14 protein-coding genes are annotated in these 15,974 nt (G+C 74.0%); 6 read left to right on the forward strand and 8 right to left on the reverse strand.

Going from position 1 to position 15,974, the window contains the following annotated elements; all coding sequences use genetic code 11:
- Window positions 1-38 precede the first annotated feature (38 nt).
- Window positions 39-533, forward strand: a complete 495-nt coding sequence (gene nrdR / locus HDA34_RS00250; protein WP_002855838.1) for a transcriptional regulator NrdR — start codon at window positions 39-41, stop codon at window positions 531-533.
- A gap of 158 nt (window positions 534-691) precedes the next feature.
- Here the strand turns inward: nrdR and ppgK are convergent, their stop codons facing one another.
- Together ppgK and map are read right to left on the reverse strand one after the other, a co-directional pair.
- A complete protein-coding gene (gene ppgK, locus HDA34_RS00255) occupies window positions 692-1,516 on the reverse strand; it encodes a polyphosphate--glucose phosphotransferase (RefSeq protein ID WP_049146942.1) in 825 nt (274 codons plus the stop codon).
- A 21-nt stretch (window positions 1,517-1,537) separates the two neighbouring features.
- Complete coding sequence (gene map / locus HDA34_RS00260) at window positions 1,538-2,482, reverse strand: type I methionyl aminopeptidase (RefSeq protein WP_082836650.1); 945 nt, start codon at window positions 2,480-2,482, stop codon at window positions 1,538-1,540.
- A 36-nt stretch (window positions 2,483-2,518) separates the two neighbouring features.
- Between map and HDA34_RS00265 the strand changes: the two genes are divergently transcribed.
- Complete coding sequence (locus tag HDA34_RS00265; protein WP_036340724.1) at window positions 2,519-2,731, forward strand: SPOR domain-containing protein; 213 nt, start codon at window positions 2,519-2,521, stop codon at window positions 2,729-2,731.
- Between the two features lie 68 nt (window positions 2,732-2,799).
- On the opposite strand, the gene panB is transcribed toward HDA34_RS00265, so the two are convergent.
- Entirely contained in the window at window positions 2,800-3,663 is an 864-nt protein-coding gene (gene panB / locus HDA34_RS00270; RefSeq protein WP_044659514.1) for a 3-methyl-2-oxobutanoate hydroxymethyltransferase, read from the reverse strand.
- A 36-nt stretch (window positions 3,664-3,699) separates the two neighbouring features.
- Here panB and glnA (HDA34_RS00275) point away from each other — a divergent pair, with 36 nt between their 5' ends.
- On the forward strand, window positions 3,700-5,040 hold the full coding sequence (glnA, locus tag HDA34_RS00275; RefSeq protein WP_134377110.1) for a type I glutamate--ammonia ligase: 1,341 nt from the start codon (window positions 3,700-3,702) through the stop codon (window positions 5,038-5,040).
- Between the two features lie 10 nt (window positions 5,041-5,050).
- A complete protein-coding gene (locus HDA34_RS00280; protein WP_080772537.1) occupies window positions 5,051-8,173 on the forward strand; it encodes a bifunctional [glutamine synthetase] adenylyltransferase/[glutamine synthetase]-adenylyl-L-tyrosine phosphorylase in 3,123 nt (1,040 codons plus the stop codon).
- Between the two features lie 66 nt (window positions 8,174-8,239).
- Here the strand turns inward: HDA34_RS00280 and HDA34_RS00285 are convergent, their stop codons facing one another.
- On the reverse strand, window positions 8,240-9,244 hold the full coding sequence (locus tag HDA34_RS00285) for an LLM class flavin-dependent oxidoreductase (RefSeq protein WP_036314199.1): 1,005 nt from the start codon (window positions 9,242-9,244) through the stop codon (window positions 8,240-8,242).
- A 153-nt stretch (window positions 9,245-9,397) separates the two neighbouring features.
- A complete protein-coding gene (gene glnA, locus HDA34_RS00290; protein WP_036314201.1) occupies window positions 9,398-10,822 on the reverse strand; it encodes a type I glutamate--ammonia ligase in 1,425 nt (474 codons plus the stop codon).
- Window positions 10,823-10,973: 151 nt separating this feature from the next.
- On the opposite strand from glnA (HDA34_RS00290), the gene HDA34_RS00295 reads away from it, so the two are divergent.
- Complete coding sequence (locus HDA34_RS00295; protein ID WP_049146950.1) at window positions 10,974-11,474, forward strand: RDD family protein; 501 nt, start codon at window positions 10,974-10,976, stop codon at window positions 11,472-11,474.
- Window positions 11,475-11,597: 123 nt separating this feature from the next.
- Here the strand turns inward: HDA34_RS00295 and HDA34_RS00300 are convergent, their stop codons facing one another.
- Genes HDA34_RS00300 through lipB form a run of 3 tightly spaced genes read right to left on the reverse strand, consistent with a single transcriptional unit; the run spans window position 11,598 to window position 14,142 of the window.
- The gene (locus tag HDA34_RS00300) at window positions 11,598-12,410 is read right to left on the reverse strand and encodes a DUF4191 domain-containing protein (protein WP_036314203.1); all 813 of its coding nucleotides are present in this window, start codon (window positions 12,408-12,410) and stop codon (window positions 11,598-11,600) included.
- A gap of 26 nt (window positions 12,411-12,436) precedes the next feature.
- Window positions 12,437-13,444, reverse strand: coding sequence for a lipoyl synthase (lipA, locus tag HDA34_RS00305; RefSeq protein WP_098092552.1), 1,008 nt, complete (start codon window positions 13,442-13,444; stop codon window positions 12,437-12,439).
- On the reverse strand, window positions 13,441-14,142 hold the full coding sequence (gene lipB, locus HDA34_RS00310) for a lipoyl(octanoyl) transferase LipB (protein ID WP_036314221.1): 702 nt from the start codon (window positions 14,140-14,142) through the stop codon (window positions 13,441-13,443). The genes lipA and lipB overlap by 4 nt, the downstream gene beginning before the upstream one ends.
- A gap of 108 nt (window positions 14,143-14,250) precedes the next feature.
- Here lipB and HDA34_RS00315 point away from each other — a divergent pair, with 108 nt between their 5' ends.
- Window positions 14,251-15,924 carry a serine/threonine-protein kinase gene (locus tag HDA34_RS00315; RefSeq protein WP_134377111.1) on the forward strand — a complete coding sequence of 558 codons (1,674 nt, stop codon included), beginning with the start codon at window positions 14,251-14,253 and terminating at the stop codon, window positions 15,922-15,924.
- The last annotated feature ends 50 nt before the right edge of the window (window positions 15,925-15,974 follow it).

The raw sequence follows: 15,974 nt of genomic DNA on the forward strand, positions 1-15,974 counted from the left end.
CGTAGCATGGGAGTGCCCCGCCCAGGAGGAGAGAGCTGATGCACTGCCCGTTCTGCCGCCATGAGGACTCGCGCGTGGTCGACTCGCGCTCCCTCGACGACGGCTCCGCCATCCGTCGGCGTCGGCAGTGTCAGGCCTGCGGCAAGCGGTTCACCACCATGGAGACCACCGCCCTGACCGTCGTCAAGCGCTCCGGGGTGGCGGAGCCGTTCGACCGCTCCAAGGTGATCAACGGCGTCCGGAAGGCGTGCCAGGGGCGGCCGGTGACGAGCGACGACCTGGCCATGCTCGCCCAGGAGGTCGAGGAGACGGTCCGTGCCACGGGCAACGCCGAGGTGGACGCCCACGACGTCGGCCTGGCCATCCTCGATCCGCTGCGCCGTCTCGACCAGGTGGCCTTCCTGCGCTTCGCCTCCGTCTACCGGGACTTCGAGTCCCTCGACGACTTCGAGGAGGCCATCGCGGAGCTCCGGGCCGGTGACGGGGACGACCGCGGCCGTCCCGCCGTGCAGCCGCGGCTGTTCACCCGCTGACCTGGGCCGATGCGACGGCGCCGCCGGGATCGACGGTGCAGTGGTGCGCACGGCCTCCAGACGCTACAGTGATCCCCGGGCCGACCTCGGTCGGCCCGGCAAGACTGCCGAGGGCGGTTCCGGAGGGGAAGCCGGAACCGCCCTCGGTGTCTGCGCCCTCAGTTGCCGTCGGCGAGCGAGCCGTGCGCGGCCAGGGCGGCGCCCACGATGCCCGCGTTGTTCTGCAGCTGGGCCGGGACGATCGGGGTGCGCAGGCGCAGCAGCGGCAGGTAGTCGTCCGGCCGCTTGGAGATGCCGCCGCCGACGATGAACAGGTCGGGCGAGAAGATCCGCTCCACGTGGGAGAAGAAGCGCTGCAGTCGCTCGGCGTACTCGGCCCAGCTGAGCTGATCGCGCTCCCGGGCCTTCGCGGAGGCCCGCGACTCGGCCATCACGCCGTCGAGCTCCAGGGAGCCGACCTCGAAGTTCGGGACGAGCACGCCGTCGTGGATCATCGCGCCGCCGATGCCGGTGCCGAGGGTGATCACGTGCACCAGGCCGCGCACGCCCCGCCCGGCCCCGTAGCGGGCCTCCGCGAGGCCGGCCGCGTCGGCGTCGTTGACCACGGTCACGGGGCGGCGCAGGTGCTCCTCGAACGTGCCGCGCAGGTCCGTGCCGATCCACGAGTGGTCGATGTTGTTCGCGGACAGGCACACCCCGTCCTTGACGATCGAGGGGAAGCACACACCCAGCGGGGCGGAGGGCTTCGGCGCCTTCTCGCGCCCGTCGAGCTCGGCGGTGATGGCCGCCAGGGTCGCCGCCACGGGCTCGGGCATGGCCGGCTGCGGCGTGGGGATGCGGAAGCGGTCCCCGCGCAGGGTGCCCGCCTTCGGCCCCGACCCGAGGCGGACCAGGCCGCCCTTCATGCCGGTCCCCCCGACGTCGATGCCGATCGTCGTGGGGTACTTGGAGGAGCGCTGGGCGGTGCTGGTGTGCGTCGTCACGGCCCCCAGCTTAGTGCCGGGTCACGGCAGCGTGAGAATCTCCGCGCCGTCGTCCGTGACCACGATCGTGTGCTCGAACTGCGCGGTGCGACGGCGGTCGCGGGTCACCACGGTCCAGCCGTCGTCCCACTGGTCCCACTCGATCGTGCCGAGGGTGAGCATCGGCTCGATGGTGAACACCATGCCGGGCACGAGCAGGCGGTCGTGGGCCGGGGCCGCGTCGTAGTGGGGGATCACGAGGCCGGAGTGGAAGTCCACGCCCACGCCGTGGCCGATGAAGTCGCGCACCACGCCGTAGCCGAAGCGCTTGGCGTAGGACTCGATGGCGCGGCCGATCACGTTGACCTGACGGCCGGGCTTCACGGCGCGGATGCCGCGGCGCAGGGCCTCCTCGGTGCGCTCGACGAGCAGCCGGGACTCCTCGTCCACGTCGCCGACCAGGTAGGTGCGGTTGTGGTCCCCGTGGACGCCGTCCAGGTACGCGGTGATGTCCAGGTTGACGATGTCCCCGTCCTCCAGGACGGTGCCGTCCGGGATGCCGTGGCAGATGACCTCGTTGATCGAGGTGCAGATGGACCGCGGGAAGCCGCGGTAGCCCAGGCAGGACGGGTAGGCGCCGCGCTCCACGAGGAAGGCGTGCGCGATCCGGTCCAGCTCGTCCGTGGTGACGCCCGGGCGGATGTGGGCGGCGGTGTGCTCCATGGCCTGCGCGGCCAGGCGGCCGGCGGCGCGGATCCGCTCGATGCCGGCGGCGTCGTAGACGTCCGAGGCGTTGCCCTCGTCCGGGGTGGCCTTGCCGACGTACTCGGGGCGCGGGATCGCGGCCGGCACGGGCGGGGCGGGGGACGGGGCCCCGGGCGTCAGAGTGCCGACGGGGGCGAGCGACCCGGGCTCCGGTGCGGTGGGGCCCGCGGGGCGGGGACCGTTGTGGCTGGACGGGACGGCGGGGTTCTGACGCTGGGACATGTCCTCCAGCCTATCGGCCCGGCTATTGTGGCCCCCATGACCGAGACGAGCGAGTTCTGGTACAACGTCAACACGCATCAGGTGGAGGTGGGCGCCCAGTCGGACTGGTCCCAGCTGCTGGGCCCGTTCGGCACCCGTGAGGAGGCCCAGGCCGCGATGGACCGCGTGCGGGCGAACAACGAGGCCGCCGACGCGGAGGACGCGCGCGACGACGACTGGGACAGCCGTCCCGTCGACGACGCCTCCTGACCGCGACGCCGGACGACACCGGGCCCCCGTCCCTCGGGACGGTGGCCCGGTCGTCTCACAGGGCGGGTTCAGCCCTCGAAGCCGTGCTCCGGGGCCGGGAACGCGCCGTCGAGCACGTCCGCGCGATAGGCCCGGACCGCCTCACCCACGACCTCGTGCAGGCGGGCGTACTGACGGACGAACCGGGGCACCCGTCCCTCGCGTAGACCGAGCATGTCCTGCCACACGAGCACCTGGCCCGTGGTGCCCGGGCCCGCGCCGATGCCCACGGTGGGCACCCGCAGTGCGGCGTCGACGGCGGCGGCGACGTCCGAGGGGACCATCTCCATCAGGACGGCGAACGCCCCCGCGGCCTCGAGGGCCTGGGCCGACACGGTCATCCGCTCGGCCGCCCCCGCGCCGCGGCCCTGCACCCGGTAGCCGCCGAGCACGTGCTCGGACTGCGGGGTGAAGCCGATGTGGGCCATGACCGCGACGCCGGCGGCCGTCATCGCGGCCACGTGCTCGGCGAAGCGCTCGTCGCCCTCCACCTTGACGGCGTGCGCGCCGGACTCCTTCACGAGGCGGACGGCCGACTCGACGGCCTGCCGCGGGGAGGCCTCGTACGAGCCGAAGGGCAGGTCCGCGACCACGAGGGCACGCTCGGCACCGCGCACCACGGCCTGGGTGAACAGGATCATCTGGTCCAGGGTGACCGGCAGGGTGGTCGGGTGGCCCAGCATGGTGTTGCCCACCGAGTCGCCCACGAGCAGCACCTCGACGCCGGCCTCGTCGAACAGGGCCGCCGTCATCGCGTCGTAGGTGGTGAGCATCGCGAAGCGCCGGCCCTCGTCCTTGGCCCGCTGCAGGTGGACCGTCCGGTACCGGGACGGGGCGGGCGGACCGTAGGGGGCGGTGTCGTCAGGCTGCCGGGGGGACTGGGGAGCAGACATGGGCCGGAGTCTACGCGGCGCGTCTAGAGTGGCGGCATGGATCGACAGCAGGACTACGTGCTCCGCACCATCGAGGACCGGGACGTCAGGTTCGTCCGGCTCTGGTTCACGGACGTGATCGGCACCCTGAAGTCGGTGGCCCTGTCTCCGGCCGAGGTGGAGAACGCCTTCACGGAGGGCCTGGGCTTCGACGGCTCCTCGATCGACGGATACACCCGCATCTCCGAGTCGGACATGCTGCTGCAGCCCGACCCCTCGACCTTCCAGATCCTGCCGTGGCGCGGCGACCAGGGACAGAGCTCCCGGATGTTCTGCGACGTGCTCACCCCGGACGGCCGCCCCGCCCCCGCCGACCCGCGGCACGTGCTGCGCCGCGTGCTGGACCGGGCCGCCGACCGGGGCTTCACGTGCTTCACCCACCCGGAGATCGAGTTCTACCTCCTCCAGTCGGACCAGCCCGGCCCGGACGGGGAGCCGGTGCCCGTGGACCGCGCGGGCTACTTCGACAACGTGCCCGGCTCCGACGCGGCCGACTTCCGCCGCGACGCCGTCAGCCTCCTCGAGGGGATGGGCATCTCCGTCGAGTTCAGCCACCACGAGAACGGCCCCGGCCAGAACGAGATCGACCTGCGCGCGGCGGACGCGCTCACGACGGCGGACAACGTGATGACGTTCCGGACCGTCGTCAAGGAGGTCGCCGCCGCCCAGGGCACGTACGCCACGTTCATGCCCAAGCCGTTCTCCGAGCACCCCGGCTCGGGCATGCACACCCACATCTCCCTCTTCGAGGGCGACTCCAACGCCTTCTACGACCCCGCGGACGAGTTCCGGCTCTCCGTGACGGGCCGCCGGTTCATCGCGGGCCTGCTGCGCCACTCCGTGGAGATCAGCGCCGTCACCCACCAGTTCGTGAACTCCTACAAGCGCCTGTGGGGCGGCGGCGAGGCGCCCTCGTACGTCTCCTGGGGCCACAACAACCGTTCCGCGCTCGTGCGCGTGCCCCTGTACAAGCCGGACAAGGCCGGCTCCGCCCGCATCGAGTACCGCGGCATCGACGCCTCGGCCAACCCGTACCTGGCCTACGCGCTGCTGCTGGCCGCCGGCCTGAAGGGCATCGAGGAGGGCTACGAGCTGCCCGAGTCCGCCGCCGAGGACGTCAGCGCGCTCACCACCCACGAGCGGCGCGTGCTCGGCCACGTCCCCCTGCCCGGCACCCTGCACGACGCCCTGCGCGCCGCCGAGGAGTCCGAGTTCGTCGCCTCCGTTCTGGGCGAGCACGTCTTCGACGCCCTGCTGCGCAACAAGCGCCAGGAGTGGGACGACTACCGGGTGGAGGTCACGCCGTACGAGCTGCGGCGCTACCTCTCCGGCCTCTGAGGCGCCGGCCGTGTCCGCCCTGCCCGACGCGGCGACCGCCGACGCCCCGGACCGCCGCACCCTCGCGCACGCCGGCGTCGCCGACGCCGGCCGCGTGCAGACGCTGCTCACCTCGCCCGAGTTCGAGGGCGTGGACGTGCGTCCCCTCGTCGAGCTCCTCGGCCACGCCGCCGATCCCGACCGGGCCCTGCTGCTGTGGGTGCGCCTGGCCGAGCGCGAGCCCCGCGTCCACCACGCCCTCCGGGACCCCGAGACGACGGCCCGCCTGCTGCGGCTGCTCGGCGCCTCCGAGGCCCTCGGCGAGTTCCTCATCCGCCGTCCCGAGCAACTGGACCTCGTCCTCGACCCGGACGCGGCCGCCGCCACCGCGCCCGCCCTCGCCCAGCCCGACCCGACCGCCGGCGAGCCCTGGGGTGATGCGTCCGCCGCCCTGCGCCGCCTGCTCCTGGACTCGGTGGGCGCCGACCCGGACGCCGACCGCCCCCTCGCGGCCGTCACCGGCAAGGACGCCGCCGTCGCCTTGCGCCGCGCCTACCGCCGCCAGCTGGCCGCGATCGCCCTGCGCGACCTCGACTCCGCCGAGCCCACGGCGGCCATGCCCTCGGTGGGCCGCTGGCTCGCGGACCTGGCCGGCGCCACCGTGGACGCGGCGCTCGCCGTCTCACGGGCCGTCCTCACCGAGCGGGAGGGCCCCGTGGTGGACCGCGTGGACCTCGCCGTGATCGGCATGGGCAAGTGCGGCGCCGGCGAACTCAACTACGTCTCAGACGTGGACGTCGTGTTCGCCCACGCCGTCCGCGAGGCCGCGGACGGCGCGGACCCCGACGCCGAGGTCCCGGACGGGCCGCGCGCCGCCGCGCTCGCGGCCGAGCTGGCCGCGGGCATCGGCCGCGTGATCCAGGGCGCGGCCCCCGAGCCGGGACTGTGGGAAGTCGACGCCAACCTGCGTCCCGAGGGCAAGGACGGCGCCCTGAGCCGCACCGTGGAGTCCCACGCCGAGTACTACCGCCGCTGGGCCCACGGCTGGGAGTTCCAGGCCCTGCTCAAGGCCCGCCCCATCGCGGGCTCGCCACAGCTCGGCGAGCGCTACATCGCGGAAATCTGGCCCCGGGTGTGGGAGTCCTCCGCGCGCGACGGGTTCGTCGAGTCCGTCCGGGCCATGCGCGCCCGGGTCCTGGACACCCTCGCCCCCGCGGAGCGCGAGCGGGAGATCAAGCTCGGGCCCGGCGGCCTGCGCGACGTCGAGTTCACGGCCCAGCTGCTCCAGCTCGTGCACGGCCGTGCGGACGAGTCGCTGCGGGTGCGCGGCACGCTCGACGCGGTGCGGGCGCTGCACGCCGCCTCCTACGTCACCACGCGAGACGCGCGGGCGTTCGACGAGCACTACCGGTGGCTGCGCACCCTCGAGCACCGCATCCAGCTCGTGCACCTGCGGCGCACCCACCTGATGCCGGTCAAGGAAGAGGCCCGCCGCGTCGTCGCCCGGTCGATGCGCGGCGCCGCCGACCGGGGCCCCGCCACCGGCGAGGACCTCCAGGCCGAGTTCACGCGCGTGCGCCGCGCCGTGCGCGGTCTCCACGAGACCGTGTTCTACCGGCCGCTGCTGTCGACGACGGCCGCCCTGTCCGCCGAGGACGTGCGGCTGTCCGCGGAGGCCGTCCGCGACCGCCTGGCGGCGCTGGGCTACCGCGACCCGCAGGGCGCCCTGCGGCACATCGAGGCCCTCACGCAGGGCGTCTCGCGCCGGGCCGCGGTCCAGCGGCAGCTGCTGCCGGCCATGCTCGGGTGGTTCGCGCGGGGCGCCGACCCCGACGGCGGCCTGCTCGCCTTCCGCCGGCTCTCCGAGTCGCTCGGCGGCACGGCCTGGTATCTGCGGATGCTCCGCGACTCCTCGGACGCCGCCCGGCGGCTGTGCCTAGTCCTGTCCGGCTCCCGGTTCGTGGGGGACCTGCTCGAGCACTCGCCCGAGGCCGTGGCCTGGGTGGGGGACGACCGGGAGCTCGACCCCCGGGGCGCCATACAGCTCTGGCGCCAGGTCGACGCGCGGCTCGACCGCCGCGTGGCCGCGCAGGAGGCCCCGGCCGCCGTCCGCCACGTGCGGCAGGTGCGCCGCAGCGAGACCCTGCGCGTGGCCCTGGCGGACATCTCGGGGCTGCTGGACCTCGAGGCCGTCACCGGGGCCCTGTCGGACATCGACCAGATCACCGTCGTCGGCGCCCTGCGCGTGGCCTCGCGCGCCGTCGTCGGGGACGCCGACCCGCTCACCGACGTGCTCGTGGTGGCCATGGGCCGCCAGGGCGGCCGGGAGATCACCTACGGCTCGGACCTCGACGCCCTGTTCGTGCACCGGCCACGCCCCGGCGTCGACGAGGGGCGGGCGCGCGAGCAGGCCGAGGAGGTCGTGCGGACGCTGATGTCCCTGCTGCACCGCCCCGCGACCCCGCCGCTGCCCGGCGAGCGGCCGCTCGAGGTGGACGCCGACCTGCGCCCCGAGGGGCGCCAGGGGCCGCTCGTGCGCACCCTGGACTCGTACCGGGAGTACTACGGGCGCTGGGCGGAGATGTGGGAGCGTCAGGCGCTGCTGCGCGCCCGGCCCCTGGCCGGCGACGACGACCTGGCCACCGACTTCCGGCGGTGGGCCGACGGGGTCCGCTACGCCGGGGACCTGACCACCGCGGACGCGCGGGAGATCCGGCGCATCAAGGCCCGTGTGGAGGCCGAGCGCCTGCCCCGCGGCGCGGACCCCTCCCGGCACGTCAAGCTCGGCCGCGGCGGGCTCTCGGACGTGGAGTGGCTGGTGCAGTCCCTGCAGCTGCGCCACGCGGGAGAGGTCGAGGACCTGCGGGTCACCGGCACGCTGCCGGCCCTGCGGGCGATCGCCCGGCACGGGCTGCTGCCCGAGGCCGAGGTCGCCGTGCTGGAGGAGGCGTGGCTGCTGGCCACCCGGATCCGCGCCGCCCTGCTGCTGTGGACGGGCAAGGTCTCGGACGTGCTGCCCACGAACATGCGCGACCTCGAGGCCGTGGCCCGCCTCAGCGGGGTGGGCACGACCGGCGGGGAGCTCGAGGAGCGCTACCTGCGGGTGACCCGCCTGGCCCGTCAGGTGTTCGAGACCCGGTTCTACGGGCTCTGAACGACGCCGGCCCGCCACCTCGACGGGGTGGCGGGCCGGCCGTGCTCCGGTGTCACGAGCGCCGGCTCAGGCGCGCACGACGTGCTCCCCGAGCAGCTCCAGGGTGCGTCGCCGCACGCCGGCGTCCTGGGCCGCCGTCGTGATGATCAGCTCGTCCGCCTGGACCCGCGCCGCGAAGTCGTGCAGCCACGCCGCCGTCGTCGGGCCGGTGCCCACGGCCGTGCACTCGAGCATCCCGAGCACCTGCTGACCGGCGGGGGAGTGCAGCAGCATCTCGACCTCGTCGTCGGTGAGGGTGCGGCCCCGGCCGAGCATCATCCGGATGCGCGCCCGCTGCGCGGCCTGCCACTCCCGCTCGGCCACCTCCTCGGTGTCCGCGGCGATCACGTTGGCCGCCGCGATGAAGTGCGGCTCCGCGAGGGCCTCGGAGGGCTCGAAGTGCTCCCGGTACAGGCGCGCCGCATGCTCGAGCATCTGCGGTGCGAAGTGGCTCGCGAACGCGTAGCCCAGGCCGAGCTGCGCGGCCAGCTGGGCGCCGAACGCCGAGGAGCCGAGGATGTACAGCGGCACGTTGGTGCCCTTGCCGGGGTAGGCGTCGATGCCGGGGATCAGGCTCTGGCCGGTGAGGTAGCCCTGCAGCTCGAGCACGTCCTGCGGGAAGCGCTCGGCCGCCGACGGATCCCGGCGCAGCGCCTGCAGCGTCCGCTGGTCGGTGCCGGGGGCGCGACCCAGGCCCAGGTCGATGCGGCCGGGGTGCAGCTCGGCCAGGGTGCCGAACTGCTCGGCGATCACCAGCGGCGAGTGGTTGGGCAGCATGACGCCGCCGGAGCCGAGGCGGATCGAGTCGGTGTGCGCGGCCACGTGCGCGATGAGTACGGCCGTGGCGGAGGAGGCGATGGAGGGCATGTTGTGGTGCTCCGCGTACCAGACGCGCCGGAAGCCGGCGGCCTCGGCGACGCGGGCCTGCTCCACGGATTCGGCGAAGGCTTCGCCCATCGGGGCGCCGTCGCGGACGAGGGCGAGGTCCAGCAGGGACAGCGGCAGGGGGGTGGGGGCGGTGTGCTCGGTCATGGTGCTCCTGGTCTGCGGGCCGCCCGGCCGGGCGGAGGTCTCCACAGATCCAGCGCCCACCGGCCCCGGACTATTCCGCGGCCGGGCACGACGACGGCCGCCCGCCTCCGGCGTGGGAGACGAACGGCCGTCGTCGGGGCCGCGGCGGGCGGATCAGACCGAGTAGTACAGCTCGAACTCGTAGGGGTTCGGGCGCAGGGCCAGCGGGGCGATCTCCATCTCGCGCTTGTACGCGATCCAGGTCTCGATCAGCTCCTCGGTGAACACGTCGCCGGCCAGGAGGAACTCGTGGTCCTCCTCGAGGGCGTTCAGGGCCTCGTCCAGGGTGGCGGGTGCCTTCTGGATGTCGGCGGCCTCCTCGGCCGGCAGCTCGTAGAGGTCCTTGTCGATCGGCTCGGCCGGCTCGATGCGGTTGCGGATGCCGTCCAGGCCGGCCATCAGCTGCGCGGCGAACGCGAGGTACGGGTTGCCCGAGGCGTCCGGGGCGCGGAACTCGATGCGCTTGGCCTTCGGGTTGGAGCCGGTGATCGGGATGCGGATGCCCGCCGAGCGGTTGCCCTGCGAGTAAACCATGTTCACGGGGGCCTCGAAGCCCGGCACCAGGCGGCGGTAGGAGTTCACCGTGGGGTTGGTGAAGGCCAGGACCGCGGAGGCGTGCTTCAGCAGGCCGCCGATGTACCAGCGGGCGGTGTCCGAGAGGTTCGCGTAGCCCTTCTCGTCGAAGAACAGCGGCTCGCCGCCGTTCCACAGGGACTGGTGGCAGTGCATGCCGGAGCCGTTGTCGCCGAAGACGGGCTTGGGCATGAAGGTCGCGGACTTGCCGAACATGTTGGCGACGTTCTTGACGACGTACTTGAACTTCTGCAGGTCGTCCGCCGAGTGGGTCAGCGTGTTGAAGCGGTAGTTGATCTCCGCCTGGCCCGCGGCGCCCACCTCGTGGTGGGAGCGCTCTACCTCGAGGCCGACCTCGGCCAGGACCGAGCAGATCTCGTCGCGCAGGTCGGCCTGCTTGTCCGTGGGGGAGACGGGGAAGTAGCCGCCCTTGAGGCCGGTCTTGTGGCTCAGGTTGCCGCCCTCGTCCTCGCGGGAGGCGTTCCACCAGGCCTCGTCCGAGTCCACGGCGTAGAACGAGCCGCGGGGGGAGGACTCGTAGCGGACGTCCTCGAAGATGAAGAACTCGGCCTCGGGGGCGAAGAACGCCGTGTCGGCGATGCCGGAGGAGCTCAGGTAGGCCTCCGCGCGCTGGGCCACGCCGCGCGGGTCGCGCAGGTAGGGCTCGCCGGTGCGGGGGTTCACGATGGAGAAGTTCATCGTGAGGGTCTTGCGGACCCGGAAGGGGTCCACGAAGGCCGTCGCGACGTCCGGGATGAGCTGCATGTCGGACTCGGCGATGCCGGCGAAGCCCCGGATCGAGGAGCCGTCGAAGAGCTGGCCCGTGACGAAGAAGTCCTCGTCGACGCTCGAGGCGGGCACGTTGAAGTGGTGCTGCATGCCGGGGAGGTCGGTGAAGCGGACGTCGACGAACTCGATCCCCTCATCCTTGATGTACGCGAGGACGTCCGCGGGGGAGGTGAACATGGTGCGCTCCTGTGGTCGTGACGATGGTGGCATGTCCGGCACGGCGGCGCTGGCGTGGCGGGTGTCATCACCCTACTTGCCCGGCGGCCTCCGTGGGCGTCGGTGACGCCCCACGGCGAGCCTCGCGGTTCCGCGCCGGTAGGCTGGGCCGGTGGCACGCAGAGCACCCGACCCCGCGCAAGAGCCCGAACCGACCCGCCGCGACGAGCCGCTGATCACCCGGCGCGACCTCGCCGGCTGGGTGGACGGTCCGGGCGGCGGCCTGGCCGGCGGCCGCTGGCCGGGGGACCTGCTGGGCCTGCCCGAGCACGGCCCGACCTCGATGGCCACTGCGGCCCGCCGCGCCGTCGCCCTCGTGATCGACTGGTTCCTGGCCCTGGGCGTGTCCTGGCTGCTCTTCGACTCCGACGCGATCGCCACCCTGATGGTCTTCGCCACCATGCACATCCTGGGCATCACCCTGCTGGCCACCACCGTGGGCAAGGCCGTGTGCCGCACCCAGGTGGTGCGCCTCGGCGGCCGGACCGCCCCCGTGCACCGCGTGGTGGTGCGCACGGCGCTGCTGTGCCTCGTGCTGCCGGCCGTCGTCGTCGGCCCGGACGGCCGCGGCATGCACGACAAGGTCGCCGGCACCGTCGAGATCCGCATGTGAGCGCACCGGCCCGCGCCGGACGACGCCGGATCCGACTCGACGCGAGGCCGGACACGACGAAAGGGGGGCGCCCCGCCGAATCCTCGGCGGGGCGCCCCCCCTTTCGCGCGGGTGCGTCGGCGCTCAGCGGCCGCGCATGGCGCGCCGGCTCGGGCGCACCTTGTTCGGGTCGACGCCCTTGGGGATGGGCAGCCGGTTGGTGTTGAGCGCGGTCAGACGCTTGTCCACGGCCTGGACCTCCTGCGCCGTGAGGGCCTTCTTCATGCCCTTGAGCGTGCCGGGCAGCTCGTGCAGCGGGACCTGGCCCTGGCCGTTGCCGGACTCCACCACGGTGACGGGCACGCCGGGCAGGAAGCGGCGCATGGCCTTCTCCTCCTTGACCACCAGCGCGGCGACGCGGGGGGAGGGGCCCTCCGTCACCAGCACGACGCCCGGCCGGCCCACGGCGCGGTAGACGAGGTCCTGGGTCTTCGGGTTCACGGCGGCCGGCTGCTCGGACACGATCCAGCCGCGGCCCAGCGTGGAGAGCGCGGCGCCGGCGGCGCCGGGGCGGCCCTCGAGCTGGGCGAACCCGGCGCGGCGCGCCTTCCGGTTCAGGATGACGACGGCGGCGAGCACACCGAACGGGATCGCGATGAGCAGCCACGTGATCCAGTTGTCCAGCAGGAGGCCGATGACGAGGCCGACGACCAGGGCGCCCAGGAAGGCCAGCAGCATCCACAGTCCGACCTTGGGGTCGTGCGCCTTGGTCATGGCGTAGGCCTGCTTGAGCTGGGAGATCACGCCCGGGCCCTTCGTGGCGCGCTTGTCCCGGCGCTGGGCCTTCGCCTGCTCCTTCTCGCGGAGGCGACGCTCGCGCTGCATGGCCTTGACCTCCTTGAGCGTGGCGGAGGTGGAGCCGGAGGAGGACGCGGGGGGCTGGCTGTTCTTCGTCATGACGGGGTCCAGTCTAGTCGGGCGGCTCAGGACATCTGGGCGACGACGGCGGAGGCCTCCTGGCGGGCGGTCTTCTCCCCGGCCAGGTGCGCCAGGTTCTCCGGCAGGGCCCGGCCGAGGCGCTGCATGGCCTGCGCATAGAGCTTGCCCGCGCGGTACGACGAGCGCACCAGCGGGCCCGCCATGACGCCCTGGAAGCCGATCTCCTCGGCGCGCTGGGACCACTGGACGAACTCCTGCGGCTTCACCCAGCGGTCGATGGGGTGATGCAGCTTCGAGGGCCGCACGTACTGCGTGATGGTGATGATGTCGCAGCCGGCCTCGTGCAGGTCCACCAGGGCCTGGTCGATCTCGTGGTCCTCCTCGCCCATGCCGAGGATGAGGTTGGACTTGGTCACGAGCCCGTCGGCCTTGGCCATCGTGAGCACCCGGAGGGACTTCTCGTACGTGAAGGCCGGGCGGATGCGCTTGAAGATGCGCGGCACCGTCTCCAGGTTGTGCGCGAACACCTCGGGCCGCGCGTCGAACACCTGCTGGACGAGCTCCGGCACCGCGCCGAAGTCCGGCGGCAGGATCTCGACGCCGGTCCCCGGGTTGAGCGCGTGGATGCGGCGGATGGTCTCCGCGTAGAGCCACGCCGCGCCGTCCTTCTGGTCGTCACGGGCCACGCCCGTGACGGTGGCGTACCGCAGGTCCATCTCGCGGATGTTCTCGGCGACCTTCTGCGGCTCCTCCATGTCCAGGGGGCGCGGCTTGCCGGAGGTGATGTCGCAGAAGTCACACCGGCGGGTGCAGATGTCCCCGCCGATGAGGAACGTGGCCTCGCGGTCCTCCCAGCACTCGAAGATGTTGGGGCAGCCGGCCTCCTCGCACACGGTGTGCAGGCCGGCGGACTTGACCTTGTTCTTCAGGCCGATGTACTCGGGGCCCATGTGGACCTTGGCCTTGATCCACTCGGGCTTGCGCTCGACGGGCACCTCGGCGTTGCGCGCCTCCACGCGCAGCAGGCGGCGTCCTTCGGGGGCGAGGCTCATGCGGGGATTCCTTCCGTGGGGGTGACGGCGATGTACGCAGGCCCGAGCTCGTCCAGATGACGGGTGAGCACCGGCACGACGTCGGCCGGGGTGATGGTCCGGCCCGTCTCGACCGACAGGGTGGTGGTGGCGGCGTCCGTGATGCCGCACGCGATGATGCCCTCGTAGGGGGCCAGGGAGTTGGAGCAGTTCAGTGCGAAGCCGTGCATCGAGACGCCGTCGTGGATGGACAGGCCGATGGCGCCGACCTTGCGGTCCGGGCGGGCCGTGCCGTCGTCGTCCCGGTCCGCGAGGACCCAGATGCCTGCCCGCCCGTCCACGCGGACGGCCGTGACGCCGAACTCGGCGGCGGTGCGGATCAGCAGCTCCTCGAGGAACCAGACGTAGTCCTTGACGTGGGCACGGTCGCGCAGCCGGACCACGGGGTAGCCGACCAGCTGGCCCGGCCCGTGCCATGTGATCTTGCCGCCGCGGTCCACGTCCACGACGGGGGCGCCGTCCGTGGGGCGCTCGGCGTCCTCGGTGCGGCGACCGGCCGTGTAGACGGCTTCGTGCTCCAGGAGGAGGAATTCGCCGTCGGAGCGGCCGGCGACGACGTCCGCGTGCAGGGCGCGCTGGGCGTCCCAGGCGGCGTGGTAGTCCACCAGGTCGGGCGCCAGGCCGAGCACGCGCAGGGGCGGCAGGGGTGTCTCGGGCATGACGTCCACTGTAGTCCTCGGGCCCGGACCTGTGGACAACCGCCGTGACGCTCGGGGACATGCGGCACCCTGGGCTGGAACGGACGGCGCGGCGGAGAGGGGAGACCGATGCGGGACTGGGACGAGGCGGACGGCGGCGCGGCCGGACGCGTCGGCGGCGGGCCGGAGACCGAACCGGGGAGGTCATCGGAGCCGGGCACGGCTGCGCCGCGCGCCCCGGGCTGGGAACCCGTCCGGCTGCTCGGCGCGGGCGCCCAGGCGGAGGTCTGGCTCGTCGAGGACGGCCGGGGCGTCCGGTCCGCCCTGAAGGTGCCCCGCGCCGGCGCGGCGCCGGACGCCCTGGCGGCGGAGGCGCAGGCCGGACGGGTCGCGCATCCCCATCTGCTGCGCGTGCTCGGGGTGGTGGAGACGGACCGGGGCCTCGGGGTCCTCACCGAGCACCGCGCGGCCGGCACGCTGCAGGACATGGTGCAGCGGGTCGGACCCCTGAGCCCGGGGCAGGCCGTCACCGTGCTCGTCCCGATCGCGCAGGCTCTCGCGTGCCTTCACCGCGAGGGGGTGGTGCACGGCGACGTGTCCCCGGCGAACGTCCTGTTCGGCGTCGACGGCAGCCCGGCCCTCGCCGACCTCGGCGTCGCCCGGGTGGTCGGCGGGGCGTCGGGGGCCGGGGCGACGCCGGGCTTCGCGGCCCCCGAGGCGCTCGCCGCGGTGCAGGGGGCCGGGGCGGAACCGGGGGCGTCTCCGGCGGTGGGGGCGCCGAGTGACGTCCATGCGTGGGCCGCCCTGGGCTGGTACGCGCTCACCGGTCGGGCGCCGGGCGCCGCCGGGCATCGGGCGCCGCTGCCCGTCCTGGTCCCCGAAGCGTCCCCCGAGCTCGCGCTGCTGCTCGATGCGGCGCTCTCCCCGGACCCGGCGGCGCGGCCGAGCGCGGAAGAGGCCGCCGCAGCCGTATACGCGACGGCCCGGCCCGAGCCGGTCCCGCTGGGAGAGGCCGCCCCCGCCGAGGTGGCGCACCTGCTGCCCACGGTGCTGCCGGGCTCCGGGCCCACGCGGCGACGCCGGGGACGACGCGCGGCTCCGAGACGGCGCGCGCTCGCGCGCCGACGGGGGGCGGTGCCACGCCGGGGCGTCCTCGTGGCCGCCGGGCTGGCCACCGCGCTGGCCCTGGGCGGCGGCACCGTGGGGCTGTGGTGGCCGGCGTCCCTGGGCGACGCGACGGAGGGGGCGCCGGAGCCGGCGGGCGCGGTGCCGGCCGGCACCTCGGTGGACGCGGCGCGCCCGGCGGACGGGACGCGGGAGAGCGGGACGCCGGCGAGGGTGCCGGACGCGGGTGCCCCCGGGGAGGACGCCGCCGGGGAGGACGCCGTCGACGTGGGCGAGGCGCTGGCCGCGGTCGGCCACGCCCGGACGGCCGCGCTCATCGACCCGGAGCCTGCGCGACTGGACGCCTACGCCGTGCCCGGGGGACCGGCGTGGGAGAACGACCGGGATCTGCTGCGCCGGCTGACGGACGAGGGGTTCGCCTTCTCCGGCCTCGAGGTGACGGTGGAGCAGGCCGGACCCGCCCGGCGGGCCGGGGACGACGCGCTGCGTGTCGACGCCGTGCTCCGGACGTCGGCCCACACCGTGCTGGACCGCGCGGGACGCGTGGCGGCGCATCGGGAGGCGACGGCCGAGGAGGTCGTGCTGGTCCTGCGCAGCGGCCACGGAGAGGGCCCCGAGGGGCGGGACGGCGGCGCGGCGGGTCGGACGTGGCGGGTCGAGACCGTCGATCCGCGCTGACCCCGGGCCCGGATCCAGCGCCGGAGGCCGGCGGTCCAGACGGGGGGACG

This window comes from Micrococcus luteus (assembly GCF_014138885.1).
GTDB lineage: Bacteria > Actinomycetota > Actinomycetes > Actinomycetales > Micrococcaceae > Micrococcus > Micrococcus luteus.

Excerpts from the sequence above, each read along its gene's own strand:
- map (WP_082836650.1), bottom strand. The coding sequence starts at position 2,482 with ATGTCCCAGCGTCAGAACCCCGCCGTCCCGTCCAGCCACAACGGTCCC.
- lipB (WP_036314221.1), bottom strand. The coding sequence starts at position 14,142 with ATGCCCGAGACACCCCTGCCGCCCCTGCGCGTGCTCGGCCTGGCGCCC.
- nrdR (WP_002855838.1), top strand. The coding sequence starts at position 39 with ATGCACTGCCCGTTCTGCCGCCATGAGGACTCGCGCGTGGTCGACTCG.
- HDA34_RS00315 (WP_134377111.1), top strand. The coding sequence starts at position 14,251 with ATGCGGGACTGGGACGAGGCGGACGGCGGCGCGGCCGGACGCGTCGGC.
- glnA (WP_036314201.1), bottom strand. The coding sequence starts at position 10,822 with ATGTTCACCTCCCCCGCGGACGTCCTCGCGTACATCAAGGATGAGGGG.
- panB (WP_044659514.1), bottom strand. The coding sequence starts at position 3,663 with ATGTCTGCTCCCCAGTCCCCCCGGCAGCCTGACGACACCGCCCCCTAC.
- HDA34_RS00285 (WP_036314199.1), bottom strand. The coding sequence starts at position 9,244 with ATGACCGAGCACACCGCCCCCACCCCCCTGCCGCTGTCCCTGCTGGAC.
- HDA34_RS00300 (WP_036314203.1), bottom strand. The coding sequence starts at position 12,410 with ATGACGAAGAACAGCCAGCCCCCCGCGTCCTCCTCCGGCTCCACCTCC.
- lipA (WP_098092552.1), bottom strand. The coding sequence starts at position 13,444 with ATGAGCCTCGCCCCCGAAGGACGCCGCCTGCTGCGCGTGGAGGCGCGC.
- glnA (WP_134377110.1), top strand. The coding sequence starts at position 3,700 with ATGGATCGACAGCAGGACTACGTGCTCCGCACCATCGAGGACCGGGAC.
- HDA34_RS00265 (WP_036340724.1), top strand. The coding sequence starts at position 2,519 with ATGACCGAGACGAGCGAGTTCTGGTACAACGTCAACACGCATCAGGTG.